12 protein-coding genes and 1 tRNA gene are annotated in these 15,613 nt (G+C 64.9%); 10 read left to right on the top strand and 3 right to left on the bottom strand.

Annotation, left to right across the window (positions count from 1 at the left end):
• Nucleotides 1-19: 19 nt before the first annotated feature.
• The 4 genes from AB656_RS03890 to AB656_RS03875 all read left to right on the top strand — a co-directional run bounded on the left by AB656_RS03890 (nt 20) and on the right by AB656_RS03875 (nt 3,506).
• Entirely contained in the window at nt 20-355 is a 336-nt protein-coding gene (locus AB656_RS03890; protein WP_051905319.1) for a helix-turn-helix domain-containing protein, read from the top strand.
• An 88-nt stretch (nt 356-443) separates the two neighbouring features.
• Entirely contained in the window at nt 444-863 is a 420-nt protein-coding gene (locus tag AB656_RS03885) for a hypothetical protein (RefSeq protein ID WP_033504743.1), read from the top strand.
• Entirely contained in the window at nt 863-3,145 is a 2,283-nt protein-coding gene (casA, locus tag AB656_RS03880; RefSeq protein ID WP_034983443.1) for a type I-E CRISPR-associated protein Cse1/CasA, read from the top strand. The genes AB656_RS03885 and casA overlap by 1 nt, the downstream gene beginning before the upstream one ends.
• A gap of 85 nt (nt 3,146-3,230) precedes the next feature.
• On the top strand, nt 3,231-3,506 hold the full coding sequence (locus AB656_RS03875) for a hypothetical protein (RefSeq protein ID WP_144418928.1): 276 nt from the start codon (nt 3,231-3,233) through the stop codon (nt 3,504-3,506).
• Nucleotides 3,507-3,647: 141 nt separating this feature from the next.
• Here the strand turns inward: AB656_RS03875 and AB656_RS03870 are convergent.
• Nucleotides 3,648-3,724, bottom strand: a tRNA-Arg gene (locus AB656_RS03870).
• Between the two features lie 210 nt (nt 3,725-3,934).
• On the opposite strand from AB656_RS03870, the gene AB656_RS03865 reads away from it, so the two are divergent.
• On the top strand, nt 3,935-4,384 hold the full coding sequence (locus tag AB656_RS03865) for a Fur family transcriptional regulator (RefSeq protein ID WP_033505014.1): 450 nt from the start codon (nt 3,935-3,937) through the stop codon (nt 4,382-4,384).
• Nucleotides 4,385-4,929: 545 nt separating this feature from the next.
• On the opposite strand, the gene AB656_RS03860 is transcribed toward AB656_RS03865, so the two are convergent.
• Both AB656_RS03860 and AB656_RS03855 read right to left on the bottom strand, forming a co-directional pair.
• Nucleotides 4,930-7,749, bottom strand: coding sequence for a bifunctional lysylphosphatidylglycerol flippase/synthetase MprF (locus AB656_RS03860; RefSeq protein WP_081924870.1), 2,820 nt, complete (start codon nt 7,747-7,749; stop codon nt 4,930-4,932).
• On the bottom strand, nt 7,746-9,134 hold the full coding sequence (locus tag AB656_RS03855) for an alpha/beta hydrolase (protein WP_033504798.1): 1,389 nt from the start codon (nt 9,132-9,134) through the stop codon (nt 7,746-7,748). The genes AB656_RS03860 and AB656_RS03855 overlap by 4 nt, the downstream gene beginning before the upstream one ends.
• Before the next feature lie 169 nt (nt 9,135-9,303).
• On the opposite strand from AB656_RS03855, the gene AB656_RS03850 reads away from it, so the two are divergent.
• From AB656_RS03850 to AB656_RS03830, 5 genes are all read left to right on the top strand, one after another.
• Nucleotides 9,304-10,224 carry a metal ABC transporter solute-binding protein, Zn/Mn family gene (locus tag AB656_RS03850; RefSeq protein ID WP_051905318.1) on the top strand — a complete coding sequence of 307 codons (921 nt, stop codon included), beginning with the start codon at nt 9,304-9,306 and terminating at the stop codon, nt 10,222-10,224.
• 107 nt (nt 10,225-10,331) lie between these two features.
• On the top strand, nt 10,332-12,602 hold the full coding sequence (locus AB656_RS03845; RefSeq protein WP_081924869.1) for an LTA synthase family protein: 2,271 nt from the start codon (nt 10,332-10,334) through the stop codon (nt 12,600-12,602).
• A 198-nt stretch (nt 12,603-12,800) separates the two neighbouring features.
• Nucleotides 12,801-13,871: a methionine ABC transporter ATP-binding protein gene (locus AB656_RS03840; protein ID WP_236681841.1), complete on the top strand. Its 1,071-nt coding sequence runs from the start codon at nt 12,801-12,803 to the stop codon at nt 13,869-13,871.
• The gene (locus tag AB656_RS03835; RefSeq protein ID WP_033504800.1) at nt 13,864-14,544 is read left to right on the top strand and encodes a methionine ABC transporter permease; all 681 of its coding nucleotides are present in this window, start codon (nt 13,864-13,866) and stop codon (nt 14,542-14,544) included. The genes AB656_RS03840 and AB656_RS03835 overlap by 8 nt, the downstream gene beginning before the upstream one ends.
• Nucleotides 14,545-14,598: 54 nt before the next feature.
• On the top strand, nt 14,599-15,477 hold the full coding sequence (locus AB656_RS03830) for a MetQ/NlpA family ABC transporter substrate-binding protein (RefSeq protein ID WP_033504801.1): 879 nt from the start codon (nt 14,599-14,601) through the stop codon (nt 15,475-15,477).
• Nucleotides 15,478-15,613 lie beyond the last annotated feature (136 nt).

Here is a 15,613-nt window from a genome sequence, read left to right as displayed (position 1 = left end):
AGGAGGAAGGGGCGCGCTTATGACGCCAGCTGAGTTCAAGGCCACGCGGGAGTCGCTCCACCTCCCGCTTGAATGGCTCGCCGACAGGTGGGGCGTCCTGAGGCAGAGCGTGCAGCGGTGGGAGCGTGGCGACCGGAGGATACCCGACGGCATCGCCTCCGACCTCGAGGCCCTGGAAGCCCAGGCCGACCTGCTGGTCGAAGACGGCGCGGACCGGGGCGACGACGTGCTCCTGGTGCCCAGGACCGACATGGCCAGGGAGGACGGCATGCCCGCCGCCTGGTCACGGGCCATAGCCAAGCGCGTCGCCGCGCGGACCGGGGCGGCCATCGAGTATGGGCCCGGGGACCGGTAACATTTTTCTAAATTCCGCACACATTGGGCGCTCATTGTGGTACAATAGTCGATGTAGGGTAGTGGACCATCCAAAGAGGGGAGTCATTATGACCATAGAGGAGTTGGCCCAGCGCATGGCGGACAAGTACGACCTCGTGCCATCCGCCGCGCTGAGCATGTCAAAGGAGTTCCAACGGCAGGCGGCGCGCGTCGACGGCCTGACGGCCGACGAATCCGACGTCAGCGACGACCAGGCCTATTGCATCGAATACATGATCTCGGAGCCCGACGAAACGCTCTTCGACCAAGACCGGGACCGGATCGAAACGGCGGCCGCCCAGGTCATGAAGCTGGTGGACCGGGTGCGCGACGAGGACGGCGACCTCTCCTGGATGATATACAGCGACTCCGATTTGAGGCGGGCCCTGCGCCACGCGGCCGAGGACTCCATGAGCGTCAGGGAGCTCGCCCAGGCGTCGGGCCTGGACAGGGACGCCGTCCTGGAGATCCTCGGGGCGGAGGACTGATGCCCGGATACGATCTGCTCGAAGAGCCTTGGATACCCGTCATCGACGCGCGGGGCGGGTCCCATGAGTGGGGCATCCGCCAAACATTGCATGAGGCCGGGAGGGTGCGGCTGGCCGAGCCCAGGGCCGAATACCGGATCCCCACGCTGCGGCTCCTCCTGGCGTTGACCTACCGGATCCTCCCGGCGCCCGGCGGGTCCGCCGACGGGCGGGACGCATGGCTGGGCCTGTACGCGCGGGACGGGTTCGACCCCGCCCAAGTGGACGCCTACCTGGACCGGTGGGCCGGGCGGTTCGACCTCTTCGACAAGGACCGGCCCTTCCTCCAGACGCCCGGCCTGGCCACGGCGGCGGGCCCGGTCCCCCTGCGCGAGGCGGACCCCGTGGAAAGCCCGCCGCTTTTCGGCGCGCGGGCCGCATCGGACGCGCCGGTGGACCCCGCGCGGGCCGTGGCGGCGCTGCTCGCCATCCAAGCGTGGGACACGGCGGGCATCAAACCCGCCGCCCTGGGCAGCGCCACCGCCAAGCGCGGCAAGGAGTACCCGCCGCGCGGCGTCCAGGTCATGGGCCTGTGCGGGAGCATGGACATGGCATGGCTTGAGGGCCCGGACCTGTACCATACGCTGATCCTGGGCTGGTCGCCCGACTGCGCCCGCCCCGGCGACCTGCCCGTATGGGAGCGGACCGCGCCCCCGTCGCCGGACCCCGTGTCCGGCCGCGCGGCCACCGGCCCGGCCGACTGCCTGGCCTGGCCCTCGCGCCGCGTCCTGCTCGCCGGAGGGCCCGCCGGGGTGACCGGCGCGACCGTCACCTACGGGGACGCCACCGACCCCACGACCCTGCACGGCCTGGAGCCGATGGGCTGCTGGCGGCGCGACCGCGCCCACCGGTGCGTGCCCAGTAAATCCCCCTCGCGCCAAGGCCTGCCGTCCATGATCGGCCGGGCCCTGCCCGGGCCCTCGGCCGGCCCGGGACCCTCCGCGCTGTCCTGGGCCCGCCGCGCGCTGCCCGCCACCGGCATCGACCTGGGATGGCGCCTGTGCACGGCGTCCATGACCTACGGCAAGCAAGCCAGCGCCATCATCGACCTGGAGACCCACAGCGAGCCGATCCTGCCCGACTGGCTGACCGGCCTCGGCGGCCGCGTACTGGACAAGGCCGTCGCGGGGCTGGGCGCCATGCGCGACGCCTGGCGCTCCTACCGGCTGAGCATGGCCACGGCGGCGGGCTCCATGACCCACAGCCACCGCGCGCGGGCCGACGCCCTGCGCGCCGACGCGGCCGACGAAGCCGAGCAAACCTTGGACACGGCCATGAGCCGCATCCTCTCCGGGAGGCTGGACCCCGTGCATGCGGCCGCCGAAGCGGCGAGCGAGATCAGCGCCTGGCCCTCACCGGACCAACCCTCCCCCTTCGCCCCCCACAACGGCGTCATCCCCGCCCTCCGACGCCGCGCCTTGCTCGAGGATCTCTCCGCAGCGGTCCTCGGCCCCGACATGTCGTATTTAACGGACGTGGCGCGGGCCATCGCCCAGGAAACCGAAAGCCTGGACCACCTGGCCAGGACGGCCCTGGAGCAAGGCTGGCCATCCACCGCGCTGGCGCACGCCTACGGCAAGAGCGCATCAAGCGTCAAACGCCTCCGCGACCACGCGCGCGCCACCACCGTGTCAGCGCCAGGCCCCGACCCCAGGCCCGACATGATGGACGCCAGGATCCGCATCCAAACGCTCTCCCAACTGCTCATGGACCTATGCGCGCAAGCCGAAGCGCAAGGCAAGAGCATGGCCAGCATCGAGCAAGCCACCGGCGTCAGCCGAATGACCCTGTACCGCAGGCGCGGCCACACCGACGACGGCCTGTGGCAGGTCTGGATGCCCGAGGACACCTGGGCCGACCGGCACACGCCCAAGGCCACGGCCCACGCCGTGCTCGCCGCCATGCCGGAAACGGGGCCGGCGCAAGACCGGATGGAACGGACCCTGAGCTCATGGTCGCGCGACCCACGCATCCTCACCGACCGCGCGAGCGGGCTGAGGATCCTGCCCAGCGCCACATGGGACATACGCCCCGACCCCCCGCAGGACACGGACAGCCAACCCGCCGAACACAAGAAAACCCAAGCGCGGCCTAGGAAACGACGCGCCCGGGTCACCACGCAGGAAGCCCAGCGGATCCAGTCCCTCTACAACGCCAAGCAAGCCAGCGTCAAAGAGCTCTCCACCCAATACGGGGTGTCGGTATCAACCATCTACAACATCATCCGACGCGGGCGGGAGTAATAGATGCCACCGAGAAGACCCTCGCCCAGGCGTGTCGCGTTTTGCGGTGAGCCAAGCCTTGCACCCCCCTGCTAGCCTCGATCGCATGGCATATGATGACCCGCAGGATGTAAGCATGAGGCGGCATGGCTATGACAGCGTCGACCAGGCCACAGCCCGCCACCTCCAAGTCAAGACCCTCCTGGAGCGCCGCAAGGACCAGATCATCGACCGGCTCCAGGACCCCCGCCTCACCCCAGGGGAGCGTGAGAGGCTCCAAGCGGCCAAGGAGGAGGTCAAGCGCGACATCGCCTCCATCCGCGTATGGGGCAGCGAGGAGGACTTCGACCGGATGCGCCGCAAGTATGGGCGGCGGGGCTAAGCGCGATTGCGAATCTGGTTTGCAAATTGCGAATTTGGTTTTGCAAATTATGGGGCACAAATGGGGCACAAACTTTTTGCTTACAGGCGCCCCTCTGGATAGATGAACCCCCTACATCTCTTGCGGGAGTAGGGGGTTGTCTGGTGACCCCGGCGAGACTCGAACTCGCGACCTACAGATTAGAAGTCAGTTGCTCTATCCAGCTGAGCTACGGGGCCGAACTTCTTTATTCTAGCCAACCGCGCGCGCGGTTGGCTAGCGGCGAGTCAGGGCGGAGGAACGCGAGGGGAGAGGGGGGCGTGAGTCTTACGCCCAGGGCTCACGGGGCGTGTCCTTACCGTGGCGGATGGGGCCACTCCTGCGCTATGGTGGCAAACGTAGGAGCGACGTGCCCGTCGGGGCTTGGCGGGCGGACGGGGGAGGAGACCATGACAGAGCGGAACTCACGGCAGACCAGGCAGAAGGAGGCCGTCCGCCGGGTCCTGCGCGCCCAAAGCGAGTTCGTCTCCGCCCAAGAGCTGCATGAGCTCCTGGTTGAGGCGGGTGAACCAGTGGGCCTGGCCACTGTCTACCGGCAGCTGTCGTCCCTGGCGAAGAACGGTTCCGTGGACACCATCGAGCACAAGGGTTCCCAGCTCTACCGCCTCTGCGCCGCCCAGCGCAGGCATCACCACCACCTGGTCTGCGAGTCCTGCGGCAAAACCGTTGAAATTGAGCCGCCGCGGGAGGACTGGCTGCGTGCCGTGGCCGCCGCGCAAGGCTTTACCGTCGCCTCCCATACATTGGAGGTATACGGCCTGTGCTCGGATTGCCAGCGCAAGGAACGGCAGGCAGGGGATAGCGGCCGCCCGCCGCAAACGTTGAGCCTTTTACCGTGAATCGCAGAACCGTACTTTGTCAGCACGAGGGCGTCAATGCACGAAAGCCCCGATTTACGGCGACGATTTGGGGCCTCGTCTAGTTTCGGACAAATACATCATGCCCAATAGGCAGGGAGGGGTTGGAGCCCGAACTGAGCGGGCCCGGCGCAAGCCCGGAAATGCCCTAGCGTATTCGGGTGGTGGTCATCTGGAAGGGTGGCGGCGCGGTTGGCAGGGGAGCTGCGCGCGAAGCGGCATCCCATGCGGTCTGTGACAAAAAATGAGGGGGGGGGGGGGGGACATCCGCGCCCGGTAACGGGTTGGGGGGGGGGGTATTCCTTCTTGGCGTCAACCTCGGATGGTCCCGGTTCTTCGGCGGTGATGCCAGCGGAGGTTTACGAACCGAATGCGCTTTGCTCTGATTCGTGGCACCGCAGCCGTGACATGTGTACGTTTCGATTTTTCAGGTATCAAGACATCGCATATACGACCGGTGGCCGGGGCCTGTGATAGGCCCCGGCCACCGCTTCGCGCCGTGTTGAGGCTAATGACATTCCGTGAGCTCAGCTCGCGTCAGGCCTATCCACCGTCTCGTTCGCTGGCCCGGCAGGATTCGGTTTCGCAGGCTCAGGCGCGGATGCGGCTGGTGCGCTCGGCGCTGGCTTGGTGGAGGGCTTGCTCTCCTTCGGCTCGGCGGATTCTTGAGCGGTCCTGCCGTGAGGACTGCTGCTCTTAGGGCTGCTGCCTTCAGATTTATCGCCCTTGCCTTCTTTGCCGTTCCTAGGGGCCTCGTTCTTAGCTGGGCGCAGGGATTTGAGCGCGTCGAGGGCCTGGGATGCTTTGAGGTCGGGCAGATAGGCTTGGACCACGGACAGCCCTATCTGCACCAGCTGGGCCGGGTCCGGGTAGCAGATGTAGACCGGGTTCTCGGCGGGCTGGAACTTCTTCTTGAAGAAGAAGAGGGAGCGGAAACCGTAGGCGGGCTCCATCAGGTCGGCCACCAGCTGCAGAGCGTGCTGTAGGATTTGCGGGGTGTTCTCGCCCTGGTTGTCCCGCTCCGGGTTCATGCCAGCCAAGGGGGCGGCGGATAGGCTCATGAACTCCACCTGGCCCTCGTCGCGCAAGCGTTCGGCCATGCGGGCGATCAGGAACTCCATGATTCCGTTGGGGGAGTCGGTCCGGTGACGCATGAAGTCCAGGGTCCAACCGATGATCTTGCCGTCGCGATAGGTCGGCATCCAGGAGGTGACGCCCAGGACAGTCCCTTCGGCGTCGATGGCGTAGAGGATGGCCACACGCGGGTCGCGCAGTTCGTCCAGGCCACCCAGCGTGAACTTCATCTCGGGCAGGGCCTTAAGCTCGGCCCACTGCTCGGAGATGGCCACGATTTGCGACTGCACGTCCCAGGGCGCATCGTTAAAGGTGGACAGCTCATCGCGGTAGTTGCTCTTCTTGGCCTTGTTGATGGCGGTGCGGATGTCCTGCCACTTCTTGCCTCGGGTCTCCCACTGGGAGGGGATGACGACCATCTCGGAGCCCACCTCCAGCGAGGCCCAACCGTGGGCGACCAAGTCGTCGCGCTGGGGCTTGTGGATCGAGTAGAAGACCGGTGACCAGGAGTGCTCCGTGCAGTAGCGCCAGAACTCATGCAGGTCGTCCTGGTACTCGTGTGGGTCGCCGAAGGGGCCGGTGGTGGTCAGGGCGATGCCATGCAGGACCCTGTAGGCGATGGCCGAGCGCCCGGAGGGGGAGAACCAGTAGTTGTTGCCCTCCCAGGTGGTCATGAAGGACATGGACTCGCCTCCGGATTCGACCAAGGCGTTGGCCTTGAGCCGTTCGTCCTCATTCTGCAGGACCGAGCTCCGCATCCACAAAAGAAGAACGACCAGCACGACCAGCCAGAAGATGAAGCCGACGGAGTTGTTGATTACCTGACCGGTGAGGGTGCGTGGCACGAAACGGGGCTTGAAACGGCTGGCCACCCCGTTGGTCAGGTAGCGCGCGGGCAACTCGGCCAGGGCCATGCTCAGATTCGGACGGGGCTTGAAGGAGCCGGGGGAGACGGTGACGGCGGCCAGGTAGAGACCGGCGGTAATCAGCCAGTCCAACAGGATGGCCAAGCTGCCGGCGCGCAGGAGGCCGGCCTTGGTGCGCACGGGGAAGTAGCGCATGTAACGGCATATGAAGTAAGCGAAAATCAGGGGCGGCAAGGCGATCGCCAGCAGGGAGGGCACGGCTCCGTGGCGTACGGCCCGGGCCAGGCCTTCGCCCAGGGTAAGCGGCACGACAAGGTAGTAGACCAGGGCCAGAACGACGGTCAGGCCGTTCAGGACCAGGCTGGTCATCGCCGCCACGCGCCGGCCGTGGTAGATGCCCCAGGAGACCACCAGCATGACTGCTGTGGGCACCAGGAGGCCGATGAACGTTGCGGTGGTGACTGGACGCGACAGGCCGTATTGGGTGTAGCAGGAGGCGGCCGTATTGGTCCTCAGGCAGTCTTGCAGGCGGGCGGCCCCGGTGGGCCCAGGGCCCATGAACATGCCCAAGGGGGTGAAAATGCCAGCCTTGACCTTGGAGGAGGCGGTGACGATCGGGCCCAGGGCCAGGACCGCGGAGATGGCGCCCAACAGGTGCCGGGTCTCGTAGTAGGAGCGGTGGCCGGGCAGGGTGCGGTCGGTGATGGGGCCATGCCAGATGCGCCCGGTCAAATGGCCGATCAAGGCCGCCGCCAGGGCGCAGTAGTTGCCGGGGTTGCCGGTGTAGAGCACGAGCAGGATCAGTGAGGCGTAGCCAATCAGGTGGATGCGCCGCCTCCACAGGAGGTTGCTGAAGGAGCTTGCGGCCATCAGAGCGCCGATGACCAGGATCACGGGGTTCAGGGCCATGGGAATGCGCACGAACCAGGTCCAGTGGGACTGGAGCTCATTGATGGCGTAGCAGATAGCCAGACCTACGGCGGCTCCCGAGACCGCGGAGATCAGTGAGGCCAATACCGTGCGCCGCCTGCCCAAGCGGGGTTCGGCTATGCACAGGATCAGCAGGACCAGGGCTGCGTCCACAATCAGTTGGAAGGGGCTGGACGTGATGAAGAGGGTCAGCAGGAGCTTTGCAAATTGGCCCGGGAGATCGCTCTGGAGGGGGGTGCTCGGCTGGGCGGCCATCGGGGGGTGGGCCAGGAAGTCGGACAGGGGCATGCCGGCCTGGTCGGCCTTGGGTACGCGCAGGAGGGCGTAGACCAGCCAGGCGAATAGGTTGACGACCACCAAGACGAGGGTGGAGGTTACAGCCAGCGTATGGATGCGCAACCAGTGCTTCAGATCGTCGCCCAGGACGGCCAAGGCTGACTTGCCCATCGTGCTGGGTCCTTTACCTGTCTCGCTCATGCTTGCTCTTTCCCCTGCTGTTGGCTGATGTCGATTAGTTGGATGGCCGTATACTGGTCCATGCTCTTGGTCATAGGGCCCAAGCCCATGCGTTCGCCGAGCCACTCCAGGGCCGGCTCCCAGGTGGAGCGGACAGCGTGCCAGTCGTGTCCGGAGCCTTGGGCCGTGGCTGCCACTACGTCCATGCCGGCCTCCCGCGCTGCCTTGGCAATGGTGATCATATTGCGGATGGAGCGGGGGTCCCTGGAGCCGGCGCCGGTGAAGAGGACCTGATTGCTGGGGGCGTGGCGAGCTATCGCGGTGGTCGGCACCTGCTCCTGGTAGGCCTTGCGGTCACCGTGGAAGTAGTCGCGGATCATGTCGTCCTGGGAGCCTTGCTGGGGTGCCAGCTCGCCGTCGACCGGCAGTATGGCACCGAAGAGGTGGGGGTGTCGGGGGGCTAGCTGGGTGGCGCAGGTGCCGCCTTGGGAGAAGCCGCCGATGGCCCACATCCTCGGGCTCTCGCTCACGGGCAGCTCGGACTTGATCCAGTCCGGCACATCCCGAGTCAAGTAGGTCTCCGCGTTGCCGTAGACCGGCGAATCCACGCACAGGCTGTTGTGCGTGGTGGCGCCGTTCTGGTCGGGGGAGACGACGATTGGGGCCAAGCCATCGTGATTGGCTGCGTATGCGTCCATCATCTGCTGGAGGCCGCTGGCGGTGAAGAGCCGGTCGGGCGAACCGGGCTGTCCAGCCAGAAGGACGAAGACCGGGAGGGCGGGCGGTTTGGAGGACAGGGCCGCTGGCGGAAGGTAGATATCGGCGGCGCGTGCGCTGAAGTGCGAGGCGGGGTTGGGGATGCGGACTGAATAGGACTCGCCTTTTGCTGGGTGTTTGGGTAAGTGCCCCTGGGCGGCGGAATCGCGCCACTGCTCCAGGCTCATCTGGGCTGTGGTGGTCTTGTTTGGCTCAAGACGCGGGTAAATCGGGACGGAGAAGATGGAACCGAACGTGGTGTATTCGCCGTAAATCATGTCGATGCGCAGGGCCGTGGCCAGGATGACCGGCACAATCATCAGTGATGACAGGATCCGTTTGAACCCCCGGTCCGCGACCAGGCAGGCGATGACGAAGCTCAGGGCGCCGATGCCAGCGGCGACTGTGAGGATGACCATCCATCCGAGGCTCACCTCGAAGAGCATGAAAACGTCCGAGACCAGCCAGGTGGCCAGGAGCCCCGCAGCGGCGGAAATCAGCGCCACGGCCAGGCGCTGGCCCAGGGCTTTCCATTGACGGGCCAGGCAGTAGCCGACCGCCAGTGCGACCAGTCCCAAGCCGGTTATGGTGAAAACGGTGATGGGGAGCCATCCTACGATCAGATGGACGCGGCCGAACCTCTTGAACATGAATACCTTTCTTCCTCATCAGTGCCTTTAGTGTATATCGAGCCATAGCACTCACGATGAGATCTCATGATGGGAACGGGCCATGCTATAGTTAATGATAACTAATCTCATTAACGACTGATAATGAAGGTCGTCGGATGCTTTGCCGACATGGAAGGACGAGTCTGTGATGCTGACAGATCTCATGATGGAGCGAATCACGACCGCGCATGGCCCGCTGCGGCCGGTACTGGCCGCGCTGCTGGCTCTCGCGCTCCTGCCGCTGTCGGCCTGCGGGCCTGCGGGCGGCGGGTCCGGAGGCCTCATCCAAGTGGTAACCAGCATCGGTCAGTGGTCATCCCTGGCCTTGGAGCTGGGCGGCGACAAGGTACAGGTCCACGCGGTTATCAACAATCCCAACGCCGATGCCCACGATTATGAGCCCACCACCAAGGACATCGCCGCGATCAGCGGCGCCGACCTGGTTGTGGTCAATGGGGCGGACTATGACACCTGGGCTGGTAAAGCCGCGCGGGACAATGGCCGGCGGGTGGTCGATGTGGCCGCTAGCAGCGGCAAACGCTCGGGCGACAACCCCCACCTGTGGTTCTCCTCTCAGGCGCGCGAACACGCCGCTCAGGTCATAATGCAGGCCTACAAGGAACTGCGCCCCGGCGACAAGGGCCACTTCGAGCGGTCCTATAAGCTCTGGCATGAGCGCGAGCAGCGGCTCGAAGGGCGCATCGCCGCGGCATCCAAGAAGATTGGCGGCGGCTCGTATGCGGCCACCGAATCGGCTGCGGATTACCTGGCCTACGACCTGGGGCTCAATGATCTCACACCGATCGGTTACCTGCGGGCCACCTCTAACGAAAGCGAGCCCTCTCCGGCCGACATCCACGATTTTCAGGTCCTCATAGGGTCAGGTCGGCTCAAGCTCTTGATTTACAACGATCAGGAGGACACCGAGGTCAGCCGCGGGCTGGTCGCCGCAGCCGACAAGGCCGAGTTGCCGGTCGTGAAGGTCAGTGAGCAAATGCCGGCTCAGTACTCGCGCCTGGAGGATTGGATAGGGGACCTGGCCGATTCGTTCGGCAGGGCCTTGGGCTAAGGCGGCACAGGTTCCCTGCTGCGCTGAGAGTGGGGCCTTGTCGGGGATGACGGGGAGAATAGGCCATTATGCTTGAAAAACCAGCGGCTATATCAGACCAATCTGAAATGGGAGACGCTGAACGCGAGTTGACCGGCGCAACCGTCGACGGTGGGTTAGGCGACCGGGGGACCCGTACGCCAAGCGGCCGTCAAAGCCGCCACCGCAGCAGGGTCGGCTTTCTCCTGCGTGGTTCGATGGCGTTGCCCACCTGGGCTTACGCCCTCCTCTTCGTGGTCTTCGACGCCTTGGCTGTGGCCATGCTCCAATGGGGCGTGACGCTGGAGTCCTCCCGCGTGGCCTTGTCCAACCCCCTGATCGGCTTCTGGGGATTCGTGTCGGCCATGTGGACCGATCGGCGCTTCGTCTTCGTGCTGAACCTGTTGGCCATCGGTTTGGTTTACCTGGCCCTGCTCTTCCTGACCAACCGTTTCTGGGCGGCCACCCCGATCCTGCTGGTGGCGTCCGCCCTGATCGCCGTCATCGAGCACTTCAAGGTGGTTTCCCGCTACGAAACCGTGCTCCCCTCCGACTTGGACTTCCTCCATGCGGATGCCGGCAACATCGTGACCTTCCTGCCCGCTGGCTCCCTATGGACCATCGTCTCGACCGTTATCGTCATAGCCCTGGTGGTCCTTGTCTGCATCCTGCTGGGCCGGGCCGACCGCTGGAAGGGCCGGGTCGTGACCTGTGGCAACAAGCGCTTGGGCGCCTCCCTGCGCCTGGCCGGGGTTCTGGCCCCGGTGCTGGTCCTGGCCTTGTTCATGTCGGCCGTGGGGACGTATGGCAGTTGGGCCAACTCCTTCGCCCGTTGGATGGGCGACCAACCCTCCATGTGGGATTCGGTCTACGATTCCCAACGCAACGGCACCTTTGTCTCCTTCTCCCGCCAGCTGAACCCCAAAGTCATGGACCGGCCCGCTGATTACAGCGAAGCCACGATGAAGTCCCTGTCGCGCCGCTACGCCAAGGACGCGGCCGCGATCAACGCCGATCGGTCCGCCTACATGAACGAGAGCACGGTGGTCTACATCCTCTCTGAATCGTTCTCGGACCCCACGCGTGTGCCTGGCCTCCAGGTGAATATGGACCCGATGCCGAAGATTCGCTCGATCAAGCGCAACACCACCTCCGGCTACATGCTTTCCTCCGGCTACGGCGGCGGCACGGCCAACATGGAGTTCATGGCCCTCTCCGGCCTGTCTATGGCCAATTTCGACCCGTCGCTGACCAGCCCCTACCAACAGGTGGTCCCCGACCTCAAGTGGATGCCGACGGTCAACCAGGCCTGGGGCGCGCCGGAGAATTCGCAGGCCTTCCACCCCTACGAGCCCTCGATGTACTCGCGGGCCCAGAACTATAAGACCTTCGGGTTCTCCCGCTTCTACTCCCTGGCCGGCCCAGACGTGATCGACCACCAAGACAAGATCGACAGATCCCAGTACGTCTCCGACAAGTCCGCCTACGACTCGGCCTTGGAGGAGATGCGCTCGGCCAAGTCCGACCAGTTCGTCGAAGTCATCACGATGCAGAACCACATGCCCTACAACGACTGGTACAACGGCAATACCTTCCAGGTGTCCGCAGCGGACGGGGCCCTGCCCTTAGGCGACGACGAGGCCAACTCCATCCGCACCTACGCCAAGGGGGTCAACCTGACCGACCATGCCACCCGAAGCTTCCTGTACTCGATTGACCAGTTGAAGAAGCCGGTCACAGTCGTCTTCTACGGCGATCATTTGCCCGGCATCTACAACACAGCCGGCGCTGACCAGAGCAACTCCCTGGCCCTGCACCTGACCGATTACTTCATCTGGTCCAACCAGGCGTCGCCCGCGCGTGACGTCAACCTGTCGGACTCGCAATACACGTCGCCGAACTTTTTCGCGACCCAGGCCGCCGAGCATATGGACGCCAAGGTCTCCCCCTACCAGGCCTTCCTGACCCGCCTGCGGGGCAAGGTGTCGGCTATGGAACCGCCGGTGGTCAACCAGGTCCAGGGATGGGAGCGGATCCCGGAGGGGCAGACGATCTACCTGGACGCCCAGGGCAAGCCCATGGACGCCCGCGGTTTCGATGAGAGCACCAAGCAACTCTTGCATGACTACCAGCTCATCCAATACGACATCATGGTTGGCAAGCAATACCTCAAGGGCACTGGGTTCATGACTACGCCGACCCGCGCCGGGGATGAAGCCGTGGCCCGCAAAGCCCAGCAGCAAGCCCAGAAGCGGGCTCAGCAACTCGCTCAGCAGCTGGCCCGGCAGCAGGAGGGCGCCGCCAAGCCTCAATCCGCTGAGCAGGAAGCTCAGCCACCGGCGGCGAAATCCGCGCAATGAGATTGCAGCGTCCGCATAGTGGACGCTTAGCCGGGGCGCGAGGGTCCCAGGACCAGACCAGCGTCGCCCGGCGATAGGGATGCATAGATTTCTTCTATAACCCCTGGCTTGCCGCTGTCCGCCGCTCCGCCCTAAGCTGACGGGCAGTCACAGGACGGTCCACCGGGCGGTTCGTAAACCTAAAGGAAAAGAGGGAGCGTGGCTAGGCAGGAGATGCAGGAGGGGCGAGCGGTCATCGCACTGTCCCACCTCAGCAAGACCTATCACTCCGAGGAGGAGGGCGACCGAACGGCCCTGTCCGACGTGAGCCTGCGGATCGACAAGGGCGACATCTTCGGCATCATCGGCCTGAGCGGCGCTGGCAAGTCCACGCTGGTGCGCTGCCTCAACGGATTGGAGACCTACCAGGGCGGTTCGGTCAAGGTGCGCGGGCAGGAGGTGGCCGATCTGAGCCCGCGCGAACTGCGCTCCCTGCGCCAACGCACCGGCATGATCTTCCAACGCTTCAACCTGATGCCTTCACGCACTCTCTTAGGCAATGTGGCGCTTCCCTTAGCCAATTCCGGCCTGAACCGCAAGGAGCGGACCGACCGCGCCCGCGAGCTCCTGGAGTTGGTCGGCTTGGCCGAGCTGGGGGAGAGCTATCCGGCCGAGCTCTCCGGTGGCCAGCAGCAGCGGGTGGCGATCGCGCGCGCGCTGGCCAACCGCCCCGACATCCTCCTGTCGGACGAAGCGACCTCGGCCCTGGACCCGAACACCACCAAGTCCATCCTGGCGCTCCTGCGCCGCCTGCACGACGAGCTGGGCATCACCGTGGTCATGATCACCCACGAGATGGCTGTGGTCCGTCAGATCTGCAATCGCCTAGCCGTCATCGACCAGGGGCGGATCGTGGAGGAAGGCCGGGTCTTCGACGTGTTCGCCAACCCCCAGGCCTGGCTGACCAAGTCTTTTGTGGCCACTACCTCGAACCTTGACAAGGTGGGCGACCTGATCGAGGCGGGCTCGCCGCTCATCCAGCTCAAGCCCGGGCAGGTTCTCCTGAGGATGCGCTTCACCGCCAAGACCGTCGACGAGGCCATGGTCTCCACCATCTCCCGGCGTTTCGACCTGGACGTCAACATCATCTTCGGCGATGTCGACGTGGTCGAGGGCTCCCAGCTGGGCGGGCTGGTGGTGCGTCTGGAAGGCTCGGGCGAACACATACGCGCGGCCCTGGAATACATGCGCTCGAACGAAATCGGAATCGAGGTGTTGGACCGTGGCTGAACTGCTGGAATCCTGGTTCCCGAATGTGGCCAGCCGTCTGCCGGAGTTTTTCGACTCTTTCATGCAGACCCTGGTCATGGTCTCCGTCTCCGGGGTGATCTCCTTCCTGCTCTCGATTGTGATTGGCGTGGGTCTGACGGTCACCCGGCGCGGGGGGATCAAACGCAACGGCCTGCTGTTCAATGTATTGGACAAGCTGATCGATCTCTTCCGCTCGATTCCCTTCATCATCCTTGCGGCGGCCCTGGTGCCGGTCACCCGCATGATGATGGGTACGGCCATAGGCCCTAGGGGCGCCATCTTCCCCCTGGTCGTGGGCATCACCCCTTTCTTCTCCCGGCAGATCGAGTCCGCGCTCGCCTCGGTGGATGCCGGGCTGGTCGAAGCCGCCGAATCCATGGGGATGACCACCTGGCAGGTCATCCGCCACGTCTACCTGCGTGAGGGCGTGCCGTCGATCATCCGCGTCACTACGATCACGCTCATATCGCTGATCGGCGAGACCGCGACCGTCGGCATCGTCGGGGGAGGGGGTCTGGGGGACTTCGCGATCCGCCTGGGCTATCAGCGTTACATGTACGACGTGACGTGGGCCACGATCATCGTCCTGGTGGTGCTGATCGCGGTCATCGAACTGTTCGGCCGCTTGCTGGCCGAGGTCATCGAACACTGAGGGAGCCCGCCGGGCTGGTGCGGCAGGCGGGGAAACGAGCGGAAAGGGAGCATCGTGGGAACAGTCAAGTCGGCGCGCGGCAAGCGCAAGGCCAAGGTGGAGCTGGCGGTCCTGTCGGCCCTGATCGTGGTGGCCCTGGTCGCCGTCTGCGGGGTCTCCTACCGCCTGCACGGGGGCGGCCAGGACGAGACCGAGGTCAAGATCGCGGTGATCGGGTCGTCCGACGACCAGATTTGGAAGGCCGTCCAAGCTGAGATGGACCGCAGGGGCGACAAGATTCACGTCACCCTCAAGCCCTTCCAAGACGCCATCTATGTAAACCAGGCCCTGAACAACCGCGAAGTGGACCTGAACGCGGCCCAGCACTACGCCTTCCTGGAGAACGATTCCAAGACCAACGGCTACCATCTGGCCGTCTTGGGCGACACCTACATCTCGCCGATGAACCTGTACTCCAAGCGGTACAAGCGAGTCAGCGACATACCTGAAGGCGCCAAGGTGGCGATTCCCAACAACGCCACGAACATGGGGCGGGCCCTGAAAGTCCTGGAACGGGCCGGGCTGATTACCCTACGCGACCCCAACACCACAACGCCGGTGCCCGAGGATGTGCGCGACAACCCTAAGCACCTGACGATCGAACAGACCGATCCGGCTGGCATCATCAACCTCTTGCCTGACTACGGCGGCGGTGTCGTCAACGCCAACTTCGTGGTCGACGCGGGGATGAAAGTGACCGATGCGATCTTTCAAGTGCCCTACGATTTGAAGGACCCAGCCAACCACCCTTACGTGAATATCATCGTGGCCAACGCCGATCGCAAGGACGACCCGGTCCTGCGTAAGGTCGTCGCCGCCTATCACACCAAGGCTGTGGCCGACACGATCAACAGCATCTACAAAGGGGCGGCGGTCCCCGCTTTCACCGCATGAACGAGCCGCTTCGCCTGGCGGGGCCCTGCTGGACGTGATCCCTGAGCGCGGGTAGGGCGCGCCCTTTGCATAGGCCTTGGGGCACAATAGGGTGGTGAATGGTGCGCCCCCGGGTGCGCCTAGTGTTCGGGTTCGA

Source organism: Bifidobacterium actinocoloniiforme DSM 22766, from assembly GCF_001263395.1.
GTDB classification, from domain to species: domain Bacteria; phylum Actinomycetota; class Actinomycetes; order Actinomycetales; family Bifidobacteriaceae; genus Bombiscardovia; species Bombiscardovia actinocoloniiformis.
The sequence above is the reverse complement of the archived record's forward strand: the minus strand, read 5'-3'. Positions and strand labels throughout refer to the sequence as shown.